The following is a 16,017-nucleotide window of genomic DNA, read 5'->3' as shown; positions in this document are numbered from 1 at the left end:
GGCGTGGGTAACCCACTGGCCCGGCTGAGACGCCGGGGCAAAGACGCTTCAGACACTGCCGCCGCAGAGGCCTCCGAAGCCACGGCGGACGAGACGGGGGAGTCCGACGCCGACGCCGCGACCGCCCCGGTGAGCTCCGCCGGCAGCTCGGAGGCCAAGCCGGCGGCGAAAGCCCAGCTCGCCGGCGAGGGGCGTAACCGGTTCGGCGCCTGGCTGAGCCGGCCCATGACCTCGTTTCACCTGATCATCGCGGTGGCCGGGCTGCTGACGACGCTCGGTTTGATCATGGTGCTGTCGGCGTCGGGCGTGCGGTCCTACGACGCCGACGGTTCGGCCTGGGTGATCTTCGGCAAGCAGGTGTTGTGGACGGTGATCGGCCTGATCGCCTGCTACGCGTCGCTGCGGATGTCGGTGCGGTTCATCCGCCGCGTCGCGTTCACCGGCTACGTGGTCACCGTCATCCTGCTGGTGCTCGTGCTCGTTCCCGGCATCGGCAACCTGGCCAACGGCTCGCGGAAGTGGTTCGTCATCGCCGGCTTCTCGATGCAGCCGTCCGAGCTGGCCAAGATCGCCTTCGCCATCTGGGGCGCGCACCTGCTGGCGGCCCGCCGGCTGGAGCGGGCCTCACTGCGCGAGATGCTGATCCCGCTGGTGCCGGCCGCGGTCATCGCGCTGGCGCTGATCGTGGCGCAGCCCGACCTGGGGCAGACGGTGTCGCTGGGCATCATCCTGCTGGCGCTGTTGTGGTACGCCGGGCTGCCGCTGCGCGTCTTCGCCACCTCGCTGCTGGCGGTCTTCATGGCCGGCGCCGTGCTGGCCATGTCGGCGGGCTACCGCTCCGACCGGGTGAAGTCGTGGATGAACCCCGAGAACGACCCCATGGACACCGGTTACCAGGCCCGTCAGGCGAAGTTCGCCCTGGCGCACGGCGGCATCTTCGGCGACGGCCTGGGGCAGGGCGTCGCCAAGTGGAACTACCTGCCCAACGCCCACAACGACTTCATCTTCGCGATCATCGGCGAGGAGCTGGGCTTCGTCGGCGCCTTCGGACTGCTGGTCCTGTTCGGGCTGTTCGCCTACACCGGGATGCGCATCGCGCGCCGGTCGGCCGACCCGTTCCTGCGGCTGCTGACCGCCACCACGACGATGTGGGTGCTGGGTCAGGCGTTCATCAACATCGGCTACGTGATCGGGATCCTGCCCGTCACCGGGATTCAACTACCGCTCATCTCCGCCGGCGGAACCTCTACGGCGGCAACACTTTTCATGATCGGCATCATGGCCAACGCGGCCCGGCACGAACCCGAGGCGGTGGCCGCCCTGCGCGCAGGCCGCGACGACAAGGTGAACCGGTTCCTGCGGTTGCCGCTGCCCCAGCCGTACGTGCCGACCCGGCTCGAGTCGTTCCGCGACCGCAAACGCAGCGGCAAGCCGCCGGCCAACGGCGCCCCGTCCCGCACGGGCACGCGCAAGGCCGCCCAGGCGCCGGTCCGGAAGCCCTCGCAGAAGGCCTCCCAGAAGGCCTCCCGCAAGGCCCCTCACAAGGCCCCTCACAAGGCTGAGGAACCGCTGCGTCCGGCGTTCTCGCGCACAGCCGCCCGCCCGGCCCGCAGGGCGGTGCATCATGGATCTGGCCAACGCTCCGCCAGTCGGGGAGCCGGCCAGCGTCAGGCACGACGCGCTCGCGCATTGGAAGGTCAGCGTTACGGGTGAACGACACGGTCAGCAAGCCGGCCGGCGGGCGGGGGACAAGTCCCCAGCCCGCCGGTGCCGCGTTGTCGGCTTTTAAGCCCCTGTCGGTGGTGCTGGCCGGCGGGGGCACCGCCGGCCACGTCGAGCCCGCGATGGCCGTGGCGGACGCGCTCAGGGCGCTCGACCCGCAGGTGCGCATCACCGCGCTGGGCACCCACCGGGGGCTGGAGACCCGCCTGGTGCCGCAGCGCGGCTACCACCTCGAGCTGATCACGCCGGTGCCGCTGCCCCGTAAGCCCAGCGGCGACCTGGCGCGGCTGCCCCCGCGGGTGTGGCGCGCGGTCCGGGAGACCCGCGCGGTGCTCGACGCGGTGGACGCCGACGTCGTGATCGGGTTCGGCGGATACGTGGCGCTGCCGGCGTACCTGGCCGCCCGCGGTATCCCGCGCGGGCTCAGCCGCAGGCGGCGCGTCCCGGTGCTGATCCACGAAGCCAACGCCAGCGCCGGGCTGGCCAACCGGGTCGGCGCCCGCCGTGCCGACCGGGTGCTCTCCGCGGTGCCCGATTGCGGGCTGCCGCGCGCCGAGGTGGTCGGGATCCCGGTGCGCGAGGCCATCACCTCGCTGGACCGCGCGGCGCTGCGCGCCGAGGCGCGCAGGCACTTCGGGTTCGCCGACGACGCGCGGGTGTTGCTGGTGTTCGGCGGCTCGCAGGGCGCGGTGTCGCTGAACCGGGCCGTGTCCGGCGCCGCGGCCGACCTGGCCGCCGCGGGCGTGTCGGTGCTGCACGCCCACGGACCGAAAAACACCCTGGAACTGCCGGAGCCCCGGCCGGGTGATCCGCCCTACGTGGCGGTGCCCTACCTCGACCGGATGGATCTGGCCTACGCCGCGGCCGACCTGGCGATCTGCCGGTCGGGCGCCATGACCGTCGCCGAGGTCTCGGCGGTCGGCCTGCCCGCCATCTACGTGCCGCTGCCGATCGGCAACGGCGAGCAGCGGCTCAACGCGCTGCCGGTGGTCAACGCCGGCGGCGGCATGGTGGTCGCCGACGCGGCCCTGACGCCGGAGCTGGTGGCCCGCGAGGTGGCCGGGCTGCTGAACGACCCGCCGCGGCTGGCGGCGATGACGACGGCGGCCGCGCGGGTGGGGCATCCCGACGCGGCGCGCCAGGTGGCCCAGGCGGCGCTTGAGATCGCCAGGAAGGCAGCGGCGGGAGGGCGACGGTGAACGCCGGACAGCCGCCGCCCGAGCTGCCCCCCGAGCTGCACAGGGTGCACATGGTGGGCATCGGGGGAGCCGGTATGTCCGGCATCGCGCGCATTCTGCTGGACCGTGGCGCGCTGGTGTCCGGGTCCGACGCCAAGGAGTCGCGCGGCGTGCATGCGCTGCGGGCCCGGGGCGCGTCGATCCGCATCGGCCACGACGCGTCGTCGCTCGACCTGCTGCCCGGCGGCCCGACCGCGGTCATCACCACCCACGCCGCCATCCCGAAGACCAACCCCGAGCTCGTCGAGGCCCGGCGGCGCGGCATCCCGGTGATCCTGCGGCCGGCGGTGCTGGCCAGTCTGATGGCCGGGCGCACCACGCTGATGGTCACCGGCACACATGGCAAGACCACGACCACGTCGATGTTGATCGTCGCGCTGCAGCACTGCGGACGCGACCCGTCGTTCGCGGTCGGCGGCGAGATGGGGGAGGCCGGAACCAACGCGCACCACGGCAGCGGCGACTGCTTCGTCGCCGAGGCCGACGAAAGCGACGGCTCGCTGCTGGAATACACGCCCAACGTCGCGGTGGTCACCAACATCGAAACCGATCACCTGGACTTCTACGGCAGCGCTGACGCCTACGTCGGGGTGTTCGACGCCTTCGTCGAGCGACTGGCCCCCGGGGGAGCGCTGGTGGTGTGTGTCGATGACCCGGGCGCGGCCGCGCTGGCGGAGCGCACGGCCGAGCTGGGAATCCGGGTGCTGCGCTACGGATCCCCGCCGCAGCCCGAGCTCGCGGCCACCCTGTTGTCCTGGGAGCAGCAGGGCACCGAAGCGGTCGCGCACATCCAGCTGGCGAGCGAACAGCATCCCCGCGTGATGCGGCTGTCGGTGCCCGGCCGGCACATGGCGCTCAATGCGCTGGGCGCGCTGCTGGCGGCGATCGAGATCGGCGCCCCGGTCGACGCGGTGCTCGACGGGCTGGCCGGCTTCGAGGGGGTGCGCCGGCGGTTCGAACTGGTCGGCAACGCCGGGTCCGTGCGCGTCTTCGACGACTACGCCCACCATCCCACCGAGATCAGCGCCACGCTGGCCGCCGTCCGCACCGTGCTCGAACAGAGCGGCAGCGGTCGCAGCCTGGTCGTGTTCCAGCCCCATTTGTATTCGCGCACAAAGGAATTCGCGGTGGAGTTCGGTCGCGCGCTCGATGCCGCCGACGAGGTCTTCGTCCTCGACGTCTACGGCGCGCGCGAGCAACCGCTGGCCGGCGTCAGCGGCGCCAGCGTCGCCGAGCACGTCAGGGTGCCGGTGAGCTACCTGCCCGACTTCTCCGCGGTCGCCGAGCAGGTGGCCGCGGCCGCCGGCCCCGGCGACGTGATCGTCACGATGGGCGCGGGCGACGTGACCCTGCTGGGGCCGGAGATCGTGACCGCGCTGCGCATCCGGGACAACCGCAGCGCGCCCGGGCGCCCGGGAGTCATGCAATGACCCAGCCCAACGACGCGACGCCGGTGGTGGGCGAACCGGCCGACGCGGCCGGCGAGGACCTGACCGAGCCGCTGTTCGTCGGAGGACCCGAGGCCGAAACGTCGGCCGAGCCGGACGAATTCGAGGGGCCGCGCCGGCGGGCCCGCCGAGAACGAGCGGAACGCCGCGCCGCGCAAGCGCGCGCCACCGCCATCGAAGAAGCGCGCCGCGAGGCCAAACGCCGGGCCAGCGGACGCCCGGTCGACGAGCCCAAACCCGTAGCCCGGGGCGTGGTTCGCGGCCTGAAGATGCTGCTGGTGACGGTGCTGCTGGTCGTCCTGGGCATCGGGCTCGCGCTGATCCTCTATTTCACCCCGGCGATGTCGGCCCGCAACATCGTCGTGGTCGGCACCGGTGAGGTGACCCGGGAGGAGGTGCTGGACGCGGCGCAGGTGCGGCCCGGGACGCCACTGCTGCAGATCAACACCAACCAGGTCGCCGACCGGGTGGCGGCGATCCGTCGGGTGGCCAGTGCGCGGGTGCAGCGCCAGTACCCGTCGGCGCTGCGCATCACGATCGTCGAGCGGATTCCGGTGGCGGTGAAGGACTTTCCGGACGGGCCGCACCTCTTCGACCGTGACGGCGTCGATTTCGCGACCGGGCCGCCGCCGCCGGCGCTGCCGTACCTCGACGTCGCCAATCCCGGTCCCAACGACCCGGCGACCAAGGCCGCGCTGCAGGTGCTGACCGCGCTGCGGCCCGAGGTCGCGGGCCAGGTGGGCCGGGTCGCGGCGCCCTCGGTGGCCTCGATCACGCTCACGTTGGGCGACGGCCGCGTGGTGATCTGGGGGACGACCGATCGCACCGACGAGAAGGCGGAGAAGCTGGCCGCGCTGCTGACGCAGCCCGGGCGGACCTACGACGTGTCCAGCCCCGACCTGCCCACGGTGAAGTAGGAGCGCCCGTCGCACGGTGTGACGGCTGCAACAGAAAAAATTTGCGAGCCGCGCGTCGGCGCGCCTGCGGGGTTAGGGCGCGCCATGCCCATACCGTTCTGGTTGCGCGGAACTACTTGACATAACTCTAACTCTATGGTTGAGGTTGAGGGTTTGCCAGGGCGGGCCGCGCACGCGGGAGGAATCCCGTCGCGAGGAACTTGAGCCCATCAGGGAGGAAACCGAATGATGACCCCCCCGCATAACTACCTGGCCGTGATCAAGGTCGTCGGTATCGGTGGCGGCGGTGTCAACGCCGTCAACCGAATGATCGAGCAGGGCCTCAAGGGCGTGGAGTTCATCGCGATCAACACCGACGCGCAGGCGCTGTTGATGAGCGATGCCGACGTCAAACTCGACGTCGGTCGCGACTCGACCCGTGGGCTGGGCGCCGGCGCCGACCCGGAGGTCGGCCGCAAGGCCGCCGAAGACGCCAAGGACGAGATCGAGGAGCTGCTGCGCGGGGCGGACATGGTGTTCGTCACCGCCGGTGAAGGTGGCGGGACGGGTACCGGCGGCGCGCCGGTGGTCGCCAGCATCGCCCGCAAGCTGGGCGCGCTGACCGTCGGCGTGGTCACCCGGCCGTTCTCCTTCGAGGGCAAGCGCCGCGGTTCGCAGGCCGAAGGCGGCATCAACACGCTGCGGGAAAGCTGCGACACCCTGATCGTCATCCCCAACGACCGGCTGCTGCAGATGGGCGACGCCGCGGTGTCGCTGATGGACGCGTTCCGCAGCGCCGACGAGGTGCTGCTCAACGGTGTGCAGGGCATCACCGACCTGATCACCACGCCCGGCCTGATCAACGTGGACTTCGCCGACGTCAAGGGCATCATGTCCGGTGCCGGCACCGCGCTGATGGGCATCGGCTCGGCCCGCGGCGAGGGCCGGTCGCTCAAGGCCGCCGAGATCGCCATCAACTCACCGCTGCTGGAGCAGTCCATGGAAGGCGCCCAGGGCGTGCTGATGTCGATCGCCGGCGGCAGCGACCTGGGCCTGTTCGAGATCAACGAGGCGGCCTCGCTGGTGCAGGACGCCGCCCACCAGGATGCCAACATCATCTTCGGCACAGTCATCGACGACTCGCTGGGCGACGAGGTGCGCGTCACCGTCATCGCCGCGGGCTTCAGCGCGGCCGGCCCCGGCCGCAGACCGGTCACCGGGGACAGTGCAGGCGAAAAGGGTGGGGCCCACCGCATCGAATCGGCGAAGGCCGGCAAGCTCACGTCGACACTGTTCGAACCCGTCGACGCGGTCAGCGTGCCGGTACACACCAACGGCGCCACCCTGAATATCGGCGGTGACGACGACGACGTCGACGTGCCACCCTTCATGCGCCGCTGAGGGTCTCGATTTGCTTGCCAGTGCGCGACAAACCGGCCAAGAAACATAGGGGGCCGGACGGTGGTGCCCTCAGGCAGGCAGTGCGCTCCGGATACTGAACGGGTGAGCGTGCGCATCCGGCGGGTGACCACCACCCGCGCGGGCGGTGTCTCAGAGGCACCGTTCGACTCCTTCAACCTGGGCGACCACGTCGGTGACGACCCGGCGGCGGTGGCCGCCAACCGAAACCGGCTCGCCACCGCGATCGGACTCGGGCCCGACCGTGTGGTGTGGATGAACCAGGTCCACGGTGACCGGGTCGAGGTGGTCGACGGGCCCCGCGGCGGCGCGGTCGACAAAACCGACGCGTTGGTGACCACCACCCCGCGAGTGGCGCTGGCGGTGGTAACCGCCGACTGCGTGCCGGTGCTGCTGGCCGACGCGCGCGCCGGTGTGACCGGGGCGGTGCATGCGGGCCGCGTCGGCGCCCAGCTCGGGGTGGTAGCCCGCACCGTGGAGGCGATGCTGGCACTCGGGGCGCACGCCGAGGACATGTCGGCCCTGCTGGGGCCGGCGGTCAGCGGGCGCAACTACGAGGTGCCCGCGGCCATGGCGGACGAGGTGGAGGCCACGCTGCCCGGCAGCCGCACCACGACCGCGGCCGGTACCCCCGGACTCGACCTTCGCGCCGGAATCGCTTGGCAGTTAAAGAATTTGGGCGTCACGGCCATCGACCTCGATCCGCGGTGCACGGTCGACGACCCGACCCTGTTCAGCCATCGCCGGGACGCGCCGACGGGGCGGCTGGCCTCGTTGGTGTGGATGGAGTGACCGCGATGGCGGACAGGACGCCGGCCCCGGCGAATCACAGCGACCGGGAAACGCAATTGACGCACGCATTAGCCGCCGTGCGCTCGCGCCTTGCGGCGGCCGCCGAAGCGGCGGGTCGCAATGTCGGTGAAATCGAACTTCTGCCGATTACCAAATTCTTTCCAGCAACCGATGTCGTGACTTTGTCCCGATTGGGTTGCCGGGCCGTCGGCGAATCGCGGGATCAGGAAGCGTCGGCAAAAGTGAGCGAAGTCACCAAACTCTTGGCGGCCTCTTCGCGGGCGGATGCACCCGGCCTGCGCTGGCACATGGTGGGCCACATTCAGCGGAACAAGGCCCGCTCGGTTGCCCGCTGGGCGCACACCGCCCACTCGGTCGACAGCTCACAGCTGGTCGTCGCCCTCGACCGGGGCGTGTCGGCGGCCCTGGCGGAGGGCCGCCGCGCCGACCCGATGCGGATCTACGTCCAGCTCAGCCTCGACGGCGACGAGTCACGCGGCGGCGTTGACATCTCGGCTCCGGGTGCGGTCGACCAGCTGTGCGACCAGGTCGAGGAGTCCAAGCAGCTGGAACTGGCGGGGCTGATGGCGATCCCGCCGCTGGGTTCGGACCCCGACGCGGCCTTCGCGCGCCTGCGAACCGAGCACCTGCGCGTGCTCGAGTCGCATCCGAACGCGGTCGGCCTGTCCGCCGGCATGTCCGACGATTTCGAAGTCGCCGTCAAACACGGTTCCACATGTGTGCGTGTCGGTACCGCGCTATTGGGCCCGCGGCCGCTACCGTCACCGTATTAAGTCACTGTAGTCACATCTTCATCACTGACACCAAGCATCAGGGGCTAGAAGGGGTCAACGCAATGAGCACACTGCACAAAGTCAAGGCCTATTTCGGTATGGCCCCGATGGACGACTACGACGACGAGTATTACGACGACCACGCACCGTCCCGCGGTTTCCCGCGCCCGCGCTTCGATGACGGCTATGGGCGCATGGAGGGTCGCTTGGAAGGCCGCTACGAGGGCCGCGACTACGACGACCCACGCGAGCCCGCCGACTACCCGCCGCCGGGCGGCTACCGCGGCGGGTACGGGGAGGAGTCGCGCTACGGCGCCGTCCATCCCCGCGAGTTCGAGCGGCCGGAGATGGGCCGGCCCCGCTTCGGGTCCTGGCTGCGCAACTCCACCCGTGGCGCGCTGGCGATGGACCCGCGCCGGATGGCGATGATGTTCGAGGAGGGCCACCCCCTCTCGAAGATCACCACGCTGCGGCCGAAGGACTACAGCGAGGCCCGCACGATCGGCGAGCGGTTCCGCGACGGCACCCCGGTCATCATGGACCTGGTGTCGATGGACAACGCCGACGCGAAGCGCCTCGTCGACTTCGCGGCCGGCCTCGCCTTCGCGTTGCGCGGCTCGTTCGACAAGGTAGCGACCAAGGTGTTCCTGCTGTCGCCCGCCGACGTCGATGTGTCCCCGGAGGAGCGTCGGCGGATCGCCGAAACCGGCTTCTACGCTTACCAATAACCCCCGGCTCGCCGGCGCCCGCCGGTCGCCGCGTTCGGCGGCTGGGCCGGTTGAGATGTGGCCCGCCGCCCGGAGTCGGTACGCTGGCATTCGCCGCGTACGCCCGCGGCGCTTGACATCTCATCGGTAAGGTCGGGGCTCTTCAGTTGGTGCTGTTCTTTCAGATCCTTGGGTTTGCGCTGTTCATCTTCTGGCTGCTGCTCATCGCCCGGGTCGTCGTCGAGTTCATCCGCTCGTTCAGCCGTGACTGGCATCCCACCGGCATCACGGTCGTGATCCTCGAGATCATCATGTCGATCACCGATCCCCCGGTGAAGCTGCTGCGCCGGCTGATCCCGCAACTCACCATCGGGGCGGTTCGGTTCGACCTGTCCATCATGGTGCTGCTGCTGGTCGCCTTCATCGGCATGCAGCTGGCGTTCGGCGCCGCTCAAACCTGAGCCCTGCCGCCGGCCCGCTTCCGGCCCGGAGACGGTTCGGCCACGTTTTAGCTTCGGTTTGATGGCTGCGATTTAAAAAGTCTAAGGTTTCGGATTTTATTGCCCTCAGTGTTTGAAATTGGTTCTTATTTATTGGCCTAAACAGCAACGGTCGCGCCTGGTGTGACAGGATGGACGGCAGTTGCACGACGGCTACCACTGCGTTCTACACTTTCCAGAACGTTAGACAGGAACTTGAGGGGACGAAACAATGCCGCTTACACCAGCCGACGTCCACAATGTGGCGTTCAGTAAGCCACCGATCGGCAAGCGGGGCTACAACGAAGACGAGGTCGACGCCTTCCTCGATCTGGTTGAGGCCGAGCTGACGCGGCTCATCGAAGAGAACAGCGATCTGCGTCAGCGGATCGAGGAGCTGGACCAGGAGCTGGCCGCCGGCGGTGGCGCCGGAGCCACTCCGGCCGCCGCGGCCGCGCCCACTCAGGCGATTCCCGTCCCCGAGCCGGAGCCGGCGCCCAAGCCGGCGCCCGTAGCCGCGCCCGCCGCCGCGTCGAGCAACGAGGAACAGGCCATGAAGGCCGCTCGGGTGCTGAGCCTGGCCCAGGACACCGCAGACCGGCTGACCAGCACCGCCAAGGCGGAGTCGGAGAAGATGCTGGCCGACGCGCGCGCCAACGCCGACCAGATCCTCACCGAGGCCCGCCAGACCGCCGAGACCACCGTCACCGAGGCCCGGCAGCGCGCCGACGCGATGCTCGCGGACGCCCAAACCCGTTCCGAGACCCAGCTGCGTCAGGCCCAGGAGAAGGCCGACGCCCTGCAGGCCGACGCCGAACGCAAGCACTCCGAGATCATGGGAACGATCAATCAGCAGCGCACCGTCCTGGAAGGCCGCCTCGAGCAGCTGCGGACCTTTGAACGCGAGTACCGGACCCGGCTCAAGACCTACCTGGAATCGCAGCTGGAGGAGCTCGGCCAGCGCGGATCGGCGGCACCCGTCGACTCCAGCGCGGACGCCGGCGGGTTCGACCAATTCAACCGGGGTAATAACTAACCTCACAGGCGTGCCGGGCACTCGCCAAGCCGCGCGGTTGGCACACTGAAACCTGCACGAACTGGCTGTCCCGCTCGCCGCTTGGAGGATGACCCATGCTGATCATTGCGCTGGTACTGGCCCTGGTCGGGCTCGTCGCGTTGGTGTTCGCTGTGGTCACGAGCAACGAGTTGGTCGCCTGGGTGTGCATCGGCGCCAGCGTCCTCGGCGTCGTGCTGCTGATCGTCGATGCGTTGCAGGAGCGGCAGCGGCGCGACGCGGGCGGTGCAGACCAGCAGCAGGACGAGGCGCACGCCGGTGAAGAGGCCGTCGACTACCCGGAGGAAGCCGCGGACGAAGGCGGCTACGAATCGTCGGAGGAACCAGCCGAGTCCGAGGCGACCGAACAGTCGGCGGTCCCCGCGGAGGGCCGCGGCGACGACCCAGCCACGTAGCGCTCAGCCGGTGGGCGTGGCGAGCGCCTGACGCACTTCGTCGTCGCTGACCTGGTGAAAGTCGGCGTATACCTGGCCCACGGCTTCGAACCCGGCCGGCATCGACACGCAAATCACCTTGTCGGCCTCGAGCCCGATTTCACGACAGGTCGTCGCGGATCCGACCGGGACCGCGACGACGATCGACTTCGGGCCCGTCGCTCGCACCGCCCGGACGGCGGCCAGCATGCTGGCGCCGGTGGCGATCCCATCGTCGACCAGGATTACCGCCTTGCCGGCCGGATCCGCGGCCGGGCGGCCGCCTCGGTATGCGCTCTCGCGGCGGGCCAGTTCGGCTGCCTCGCTGTCGATCACGTCGCGCACCTGCTCGTCGGTGATGTGCAGGCTGGACACCACGTCGTCGTTCATCACCACACCGCCGCCGCTGGCCAGCGCGCCCATCGCCAACTCCGACCAGTCCGGCACCCCGAGCTTGCGGACCAGGAACACATCCAGGGGCGCGTGCAACGCCGCGGCGACCTCCCAGGCGACGGGCACACCGCCGCGGGCCAGGCCGAAAACCAGCACGTCGTCCCTGTCGCGGTAGGACATCAACTGTTCGGCCACGGCGCGACCCGCCTCGCGACGGTCGCGGAACGTGCGCGTCGCAGTGCGGCGAAGGAATCCGTTGGGTGTCATCGGTCAGCACCGAGCCTACGGGTTTGGTAGCCGCCCGGCGCCGGTCAGCGAACCCGGCTCTCTCCCGGGGCGTTCTGTGATCCCGCATCGCCGCGCGGCGCGGTGACGAGGTGCTCGAACGTCCCCGTGAGGTCCAGGATGCGATCGAGGAACCTCGGCCGATGATCCAAATGCAACTGCACGCCGGCCTGACAGGTCCGGCGATGAACGAGGAGCAGACCGGACAGGCCCGCGGAATCGCAGAAGGCCAGTTCGGAGAGGTCGAGGTGCAGGTGCGCCGGGGAAGGCGCCGCGCCGAGCAGCCGATCCGCGGCATCGACCATGGCATCCACCGTTTCGTAGACCAGGTCGCCGGACACCCGCAGGCAGGCCGACCGCCCGGTCACGGCGACGTTCAGGGAGAGGTTCATATCGACGCTCCCGGGCCGGAGACGGTGGTGAGGGCATCGTTTGCTGCCCGTAGGAGGCGCTGGCTGCGCGGGAAGTCCTTGAGTTGCGCCATCAGCAAATCCAACGCCGGGTGCAGCGACGCCGCCGGAACACCGCGCGCGACGAGGATGTCGGCGGTCCACGTGATGAAGTCGGAGAACAACGCGTCGTCGTCGGCGTACAGGCTCACGGTGAGGAAGTCGACGATGTGGCCGACGTCCTCGACGGTGTGCTGGTGCTGCTGCGTGGAGTAGGCGCGCATGGCGGGAAAGCGGTCCTCCAAGTCGGCGACGGTGGACTTGACCAGCTGCGCCGCGCTCCGGCTCACCAAGGTGTATTCCTGGTCTACCAGATGCGGCAGGTCATCGACCGGCTGGCGGTTGGGAATCCGCCTGACGGCGGGGAATCCCCGGTTCAGACGTTCATCGGCGGTCCGCGCATCGGGCGCCCAGGCATCGGCGCCCAGCCGACGGGCGAAGCGGCCGTCGCGGCCGAAGGCGGCTCCACCGGCCAGGACCGGAAACCCGGCGGACTGGCACGCGACGATCGCCGCGTGCGCGGTGGGCAGCCGGGTGGGGATGGAGCAGGAGAGCGCCACGACATCGGGGCCGTGCTGGTGTAGGTGCGCGATCAAGTGCGGGGTCGGGACCTGCGCCCCGAGGAAGTCGACCTGCCAGCCGCGCAACCGCAGGACCTCCGCCAGCAGTCGCGCCGGCAAAGCGTGCCACTCGCCGTCCACGCACGCCACTGCGACTCGGCCGCCGCGAATCGAGGCTTTGCCGGCGGGGTGATGAGCCAAGGCCGCGATGACGCGATCGTTGATGGCCGTGGCCGCGTGTTCCTGCGCGACGCTGATGCGGTTGGCGGCCCATTCGGTGCCCACCTTGTGCTGGACGGGGGCGATCACCTCGAGCAGCACGTCCTCCGCCGTCATGCCGGCATCCATCGCGGCGAACACGGTGGCCGCCGCGGCGTATTCGTCACGGTCGGTGAGCGCCCCCCAAAGTCGTTCGCGGACAACGAGTTCGTCGGTGGCGCCGGTCGTGCGGGGGGCGGCCGAATCGGCGTCGTAGGGCCTCATGCCACGTACCTGCCCCGGGTGTGGCCGTCGACGGCGCTGAGGTGGGTGCGCTGCGGGGCCGTGATGGCCACGACCGCGATGTCGTCGTGCACCCGCTGGCCCACCCATTGCGTGGCCAGCATCAGGACGCGTTCGACTACCGCTTCGGCCGGCATCCCGGCACATCCCGTGAGGGAGGCCGCCAGCCGTTGCTCGCCGAAGAAGTCGTCGCCGAGCGGTCCGCCACGCGCCTCGGTGATTCCGTCGGTGTAGAGCAGGCACGTTTCGCCGGGCGCAAGGGACGTCTCGAACGATTGCACGGTGATGCGCTCCAGGGCGCCGACCAGCGTGCCCTTGGTGTCGGCCTCTTCCACCTGCCCGTTGTCGCGCACGATCAGGGGCGGCGGATGCCCGGCGCAGGTCAACCGCAGCACCACCTGGCCGTCGCGGTAGGCGACCGAGGCCAGGACCAACGTGGCGAACCGGGTGTGATCCGAGCTCAACATGGCGCGGTTGAGCAGCGTGAGCACCTCCTCGTGGTCCTGGGCCAGCGGCGTCAGCGCCTGCAGCGTGTTCCGGATCTTGCCGGTCATCACGGCGGCCTCCAAGCCCTTGCCGCACACGTCGCCCAGGATCACCAGCGTCTCGTCCTCCGGACGCGCCCCGGGGTGGAAGTCGTAGAAATCGCCGCCGACGACCTCGTAATCCTTCGAAGCGCGGTAACCGCCCGCGAATTCGATGCCGTGCAACCCGTGCAGCGGCGGGGGTAACAGGTCACGCATGAGCGTGCGGGTGATGGCGGCCTGCTCGGCGTAGAGCCGCGCGGCGGACAACGCCGCCCCGGCCCGGGCCGCGAACATTCCCGCGAACAGCTCGTCGTCGGCGCTGTACACCGGCCGATCGGTGCACCGCAGCAACACCAAGGCCCCGGCGGAAACGCCATGTCCCGGCAGCGTCAAAATCATCACCGACCCGACCGGTCCCGGGAAATGTTGCGGGACAAGCCATTCCGGTACCGTCACAGGGTCGATCCAGCCCGAGGAGACCGGCGGGAACCCGTGCAGCGCCTCACTCAGACCCGCCACCACCGCGGGGTCGGCGTCGACACTGCACTGCTCCACCACCCCGGCCGCTCCGCTGTAGAAAACCGGCAGCCGCCGGCCGCGGCCCGCCGGGGCCACCAGCACCGCCGCGTCGGACAGGTGCCGGGCGGCCATCTGCACGGTCGCCTCCCGGCAGCGGTCCACATTCAACGACGCCGTCAACACCGAAGAGGCCTCGAGCAGGATCGCCGTGCGCTCCTGCTCCCGCGCCAGCGCCTCCTGTGCCTGACGCAACAGCTGGGCGGTGTCCTCGACCAGCGACCACGCCACCTCGCCGCTGGGCAGCACCGCGGCGTGCGCGTCGAACTTGCGGCCGCCCACACTTCCCGAGACGACGGAGGTGTCCCGATCGACCGCAGCTGGGGCAACCTGGACGAGACGGTCGTGTGCCCGCCACAGCCAATCGACCGACTCGTCGATCCGGCTGCCCGGCACCGCGCCCGGCAACAGCGATTCGGCCGACCCGCTCAGTGCCCGCACGATTCCCTTGTGATCGATGACCAGCGTGGGGCACGGTACGGCGGCCCACAAAGCGTCAAGGTCTATCTCGACGCCTAAGTGGGCACCATCATGCATGCAATTGACCTGTCAACGGGGAAACCGATTTCGGCTGACGCTAACGCCGACTCTACGCGTACGGGATTGGGACAGGGGTTCGCTCGCGTCGCGGCCGCGGTGGCCGCGCATCGGACGTGCAGCGAAGGAGCCACTTCTCGACCCCTGGTGCATGACTTCGGCAGGCCGTCTCTCGAGGCGGGAAGCGGCCTGCACCGCGCGTGTCCGAGGGGGGACTTGAACCCCCACGCCCATTAGTAGGGCACTAGCACCTCAAGCTAGCGCGTCTGCCATTCCGCCACTCGGACAAGACCAACCGCATGGGTTGGCAGCTAAGGCTATCGGATTGTCTCACGCGGACCCAATCCAGCCGGGCCGCTTCGCGCCGAGCCGCGCGGCGTCGGCAATGGTAGGAAAGGTGGTTGTGACCGCCCAGACCGAGTTCCCGGCCAATCCGCATGACGACGTGGTCGAGGTCGTCAGCAGGTTGATCCGGTTCGACACCACCAACACCGGCGAACCGGAGACGACACGGGGCGAGGCCGAGTGCGCGCAGTGGGTGGCCGAACGGCTCGCCGAGGTCGGCTACCTACCGCAATACGTCGAGTCCGGCGCCCCGGGCCGCGGCAACGTGGTCGCCCGCCTCCCGGGCGCCGACAGCTCACGCGGGGCCCTACTCATCCACGGGCATCTCGATGTGGTGCCGGCCGAGCCGGCCGAGTGGAGCGTCCACCCCTTTTCCGGCGCGGTCAAGGACGGCTTCGTCTGGGGTCGCGGCGCGGTCGACATGAAGGACATGGTCGGCATGATGATCGTGGTGGCCCGGCAGCTGAAGCGGGCCGGGATCGTGCCGCCGCGCGATCTGGTCTTCGCCTTCCTTGCCGACGAGGAGCACGGCGGCACTTTCGGGGCGCAATGGCTGGTCGACAATCGGGCCGACCTCTTCGAAGGTGTCACCGAGGCGATCGGCGAGGTGGGCGGGTTCTCGCTGACCGTGCCGCGCCGCGACGGGGGCGAACGAAGGCTCTATCTGATCGAGACGGCCGAGAAGGGGCTGTCGTGGATGCGGCTGACTGCCCGCGGCCCGGCCGGGCACGGATCGATGGTGCATGACCAGAACGCCGTCACCGCCGTCGCCGAGGCGGTGGCGCGGCTCGGCCGGCACCAGTTCCCGCTCGTGCTCACCGACACCGTCGCCCAGTTCCTCGCCGCCGTCAGCGAGGAGAC

The 16,017-nt window shown here is 70.0% G+C and carries 15 protein-coding genes, 1 tRNA gene and 1 pseudogene; 12 read left to right on the top strand and 5 right to left on the bottom strand.

Annotated features, from left to right (window positions below; translation table 11 throughout):
* Nucleotides 1–3: 3 nt before the first annotated feature.
* From ftsW to A5692_RS24095, 11 genes are all read left to right on the top strand, one after another.
* A complete protein-coding gene (ftsW, locus tag A5692_RS24145; RefSeq protein ID WP_068060970.1) occupies nucleotides 4–1,713 on the top strand; it encodes a putative lipid II flippase FtsW in 1,710 nt (569 codons plus the stop codon).
* Nucleotides 1,710–2,921, top strand: a complete 1,212-nt coding sequence (gene murG, locus A5692_RS24140; protein ID WP_068060967.1) for an undecaprenyldiphospho-muramoylpentapeptide beta-N-acetylglucosaminyltransferase — start codon at nucleotides 1,710–1,712, stop codon at nucleotides 2,919–2,921. The genes ftsW and murG overlap by 4 nt, the downstream gene beginning before the upstream one ends.
* A gap of 50 nt (nucleotides 2,922–2,971) precedes the next feature.
* Nucleotides 2,972–4,390, top strand: coding sequence for a UDP-N-acetylmuramate--L-alanine ligase (gene murC, locus A5692_RS24135; RefSeq protein WP_068061000.1), 1,419 nt, complete (start codon nucleotides 2,972–2,974; stop codon nucleotides 4,388–4,390).
* Complete coding sequence (locus A5692_RS24130; protein ID WP_068060965.1) at nucleotides 4,387–5,325, top strand: cell division protein FtsQ/DivIB; 939 nt, start codon at nucleotides 4,387–4,389, stop codon at nucleotides 5,323–5,325. Before murC ends, A5692_RS24130 begins: the two co-directional genes overlap by 4 nt.
* A 228-nt stretch (nucleotides 5,326–5,553) precedes the next feature.
* Nucleotides 5,554–6,705: a cell division protein FtsZ gene (ftsZ, locus tag A5692_RS24125; RefSeq protein WP_068060997.1), complete on the top strand. Its 1,152-nt coding sequence runs from the start codon at nucleotides 5,554–5,556 to the stop codon at nucleotides 6,703–6,705.
* 102 nt (nucleotides 6,706–6,807) lie between these two features.
* Nucleotides 6,808–7,515 (top strand): peptidoglycan editing factor PgeF, encoded by a 708-nt coding sequence (gene pgeF, locus A5692_RS24120; protein ID WP_068060963.1) that lies wholly within the window; start codon nucleotides 6,808–6,810, stop codon nucleotides 7,513–7,515.
* A 5-nt stretch (nucleotides 7,516–7,520) separates the two neighbouring features.
* Nucleotides 7,521–8,309 (top strand): YggS family pyridoxal phosphate-dependent enzyme, encoded by a 789-nt coding sequence (locus tag A5692_RS24115; RefSeq protein ID WP_068060994.1) that lies wholly within the window; start codon nucleotides 7,521–7,523, stop codon nucleotides 8,307–8,309.
* Between the two features lie 62 nt (nucleotides 8,310–8,371).
* A complete protein-coding gene (locus A5692_RS24110; RefSeq protein ID WP_068060961.1) occupies nucleotides 8,372–9,037 on the top strand; it encodes a cell division protein SepF in 666 nt (221 codons plus the stop codon).
* A 146-nt stretch (nucleotides 9,038–9,183) separates the two neighbouring features.
* On the top strand, nucleotides 9,184–9,477 hold the full coding sequence (locus tag A5692_RS24105; protein WP_067919429.1) for a YggT family protein: 294 nt from the start codon (nucleotides 9,184–9,186) through the stop codon (nucleotides 9,475–9,477).
* Between the two features lie 250 nt (nucleotides 9,478–9,727).
* Nucleotides 9,728–10,531 (top strand): DivIVA domain-containing protein, encoded by an 804-nt coding sequence (locus tag A5692_RS24100; RefSeq protein ID WP_068060958.1) that lies wholly within the window; start codon nucleotides 9,728–9,730, stop codon nucleotides 10,529–10,531.
* Nucleotides 10,532–10,626: 95 nt separating this feature from the next.
* Complete coding sequence (locus A5692_RS24095) at nucleotides 10,627–10,965, top strand: hypothetical protein (RefSeq protein ID WP_068060955.1); 339 nt, start codon at nucleotides 10,627–10,629, stop codon at nucleotides 10,963–10,965.
* Nucleotides 10,966–10,968: 3 nt separating this feature from the next.
* Here A5692_RS24095 and A5692_RS24090 read toward each other — a convergent pair.
* The 5 genes and pseudogenes from A5692_RS24090 to A5692_RS24070 all read right to left on the bottom strand — a co-directional run.
* Nucleotides 10,969–11,637, bottom strand: a pseudogene (locus A5692_RS24090) (phosphoribosyltransferase); the annotation flags it as partial.
* A 50-nt stretch (nucleotides 11,638–11,687) separates the two neighbouring features.
* Nucleotides 11,688–12,053 carry an STAS domain-containing protein gene (locus tag A5692_RS24085; RefSeq protein WP_068060946.1) on the bottom strand — a complete coding sequence of 122 codons (366 nt, stop codon included), beginning with the start codon at nucleotides 12,051–12,053 and terminating at the stop codon, nucleotides 11,688–11,690.
* On the bottom strand, nucleotides 12,050–13,153 hold the full coding sequence (locus tag A5692_RS24080) for a B12-binding domain-containing protein (protein ID WP_068060945.1): 1,104 nt from the start codon (nucleotides 13,151–13,153) through the stop codon (nucleotides 12,050–12,052). Before A5692_RS24080 ends, A5692_RS24085 begins: the two co-directional genes overlap by 4 nt.
* Nucleotides 13,150–14,811 carry a PP2C family protein-serine/threonine phosphatase gene (locus A5692_RS24075; RefSeq protein ID WP_068060943.1) on the bottom strand — a complete coding sequence of 554 codons (1,662 nt, stop codon included), beginning with the start codon at nucleotides 14,809–14,811 and terminating at the stop codon, nucleotides 13,150–13,152. The genes A5692_RS24080 and A5692_RS24075 overlap by 4 nt, the downstream gene beginning before the upstream one ends.
* A gap of 201 nt (nucleotides 14,812–15,012) precedes the next feature.
* Nucleotides 15,013–15,098 (bottom strand) — tRNA-Leu (locus A5692_RS24070).
* 98 nt (nucleotides 15,099–15,196) lie between these two features.
* On the opposite strand from A5692_RS24070, the gene A5692_RS24065 reads away from it, so the two are divergent.
* A partial coding sequence (locus tag A5692_RS24065; RefSeq protein ID WP_369830323.1) for a M20/M25/M40 family metallo-hydrolase occupies nucleotides 15,197–16,017 on the top strand: 821 nt, incomplete at its 3' end.

The sequence above is a fragment of the Mycobacterium sp. E342 genome (genome assembly GCF_001667665.1).
Classification (GTDB): Bacteria; Actinomycetota; Actinomycetes; order Mycobacteriales; family Mycobacteriaceae; genus Mycobacterium.
Note: the sequence above shows the minus strand (reverse complement) of the source record. Positions and strands in the feature narration are given on the sequence as shown.

Coding starts and splice junctions, on each gene's coding strand:
- murC (WP_068061000.1), top strand. CDS start 2,972: ATGGTGGGCATCGGGGGAGCCGGTATGTCCGGCATCGCGCGCATTCTG.
- A5692_RS24130 (WP_068060965.1), top strand. CDS start 4,387: ATGACCCAGCCCAACGACGCGACGCCGGTGGTGGGCGAACCGGCCGAC.
- ftsZ (WP_068060997.1), top strand. CDS start 5,554: ATGACCCCCCCGCATAACTACCTGGCCGTGATCAAGGTCGTCGGTATC.
- A5692_RS24115 (WP_068060994.1), top strand. CDS start 7,521: ATGGCGGACAGGACGCCGGCCCCGGCGAATCACAGCGACCGGGAAACG.
- A5692_RS24110 (WP_068060961.1), top strand. CDS start 8,372: ATGAGCACACTGCACAAAGTCAAGGCCTATTTCGGTATGGCCCCGATG.
- A5692_RS24100 (WP_068060958.1), top strand. CDS start 9,728: ATGCCGCTTACACCAGCCGACGTCCACAATGTGGCGTTCAGTAAGCCA.
- A5692_RS24095 (WP_068060955.1), top strand. CDS start 10,627: ATGCTGATCATTGCGCTGGTACTGGCCCTGGTCGGGCTCGTCGCGTTG.
- A5692_RS24085 (WP_068060946.1), bottom strand. CDS start 12,053: ATGAACCTCTCCCTGAACGTCGCCGTGACCGGGCGGTCGGCCTGCCTG.
- A5692_RS24080 (WP_068060945.1), bottom strand. CDS start 13,153: ATGAGGCCCTACGACGCCGATTCGGCCGCCCCCCGCACGACCGGCGCC.
- A5692_RS24075 (WP_068060943.1), bottom strand. CDS start 14,811: ATGCATGATGGTGCCCACTTAGGCGTCGAGATAGACCTTGACGCTTTG.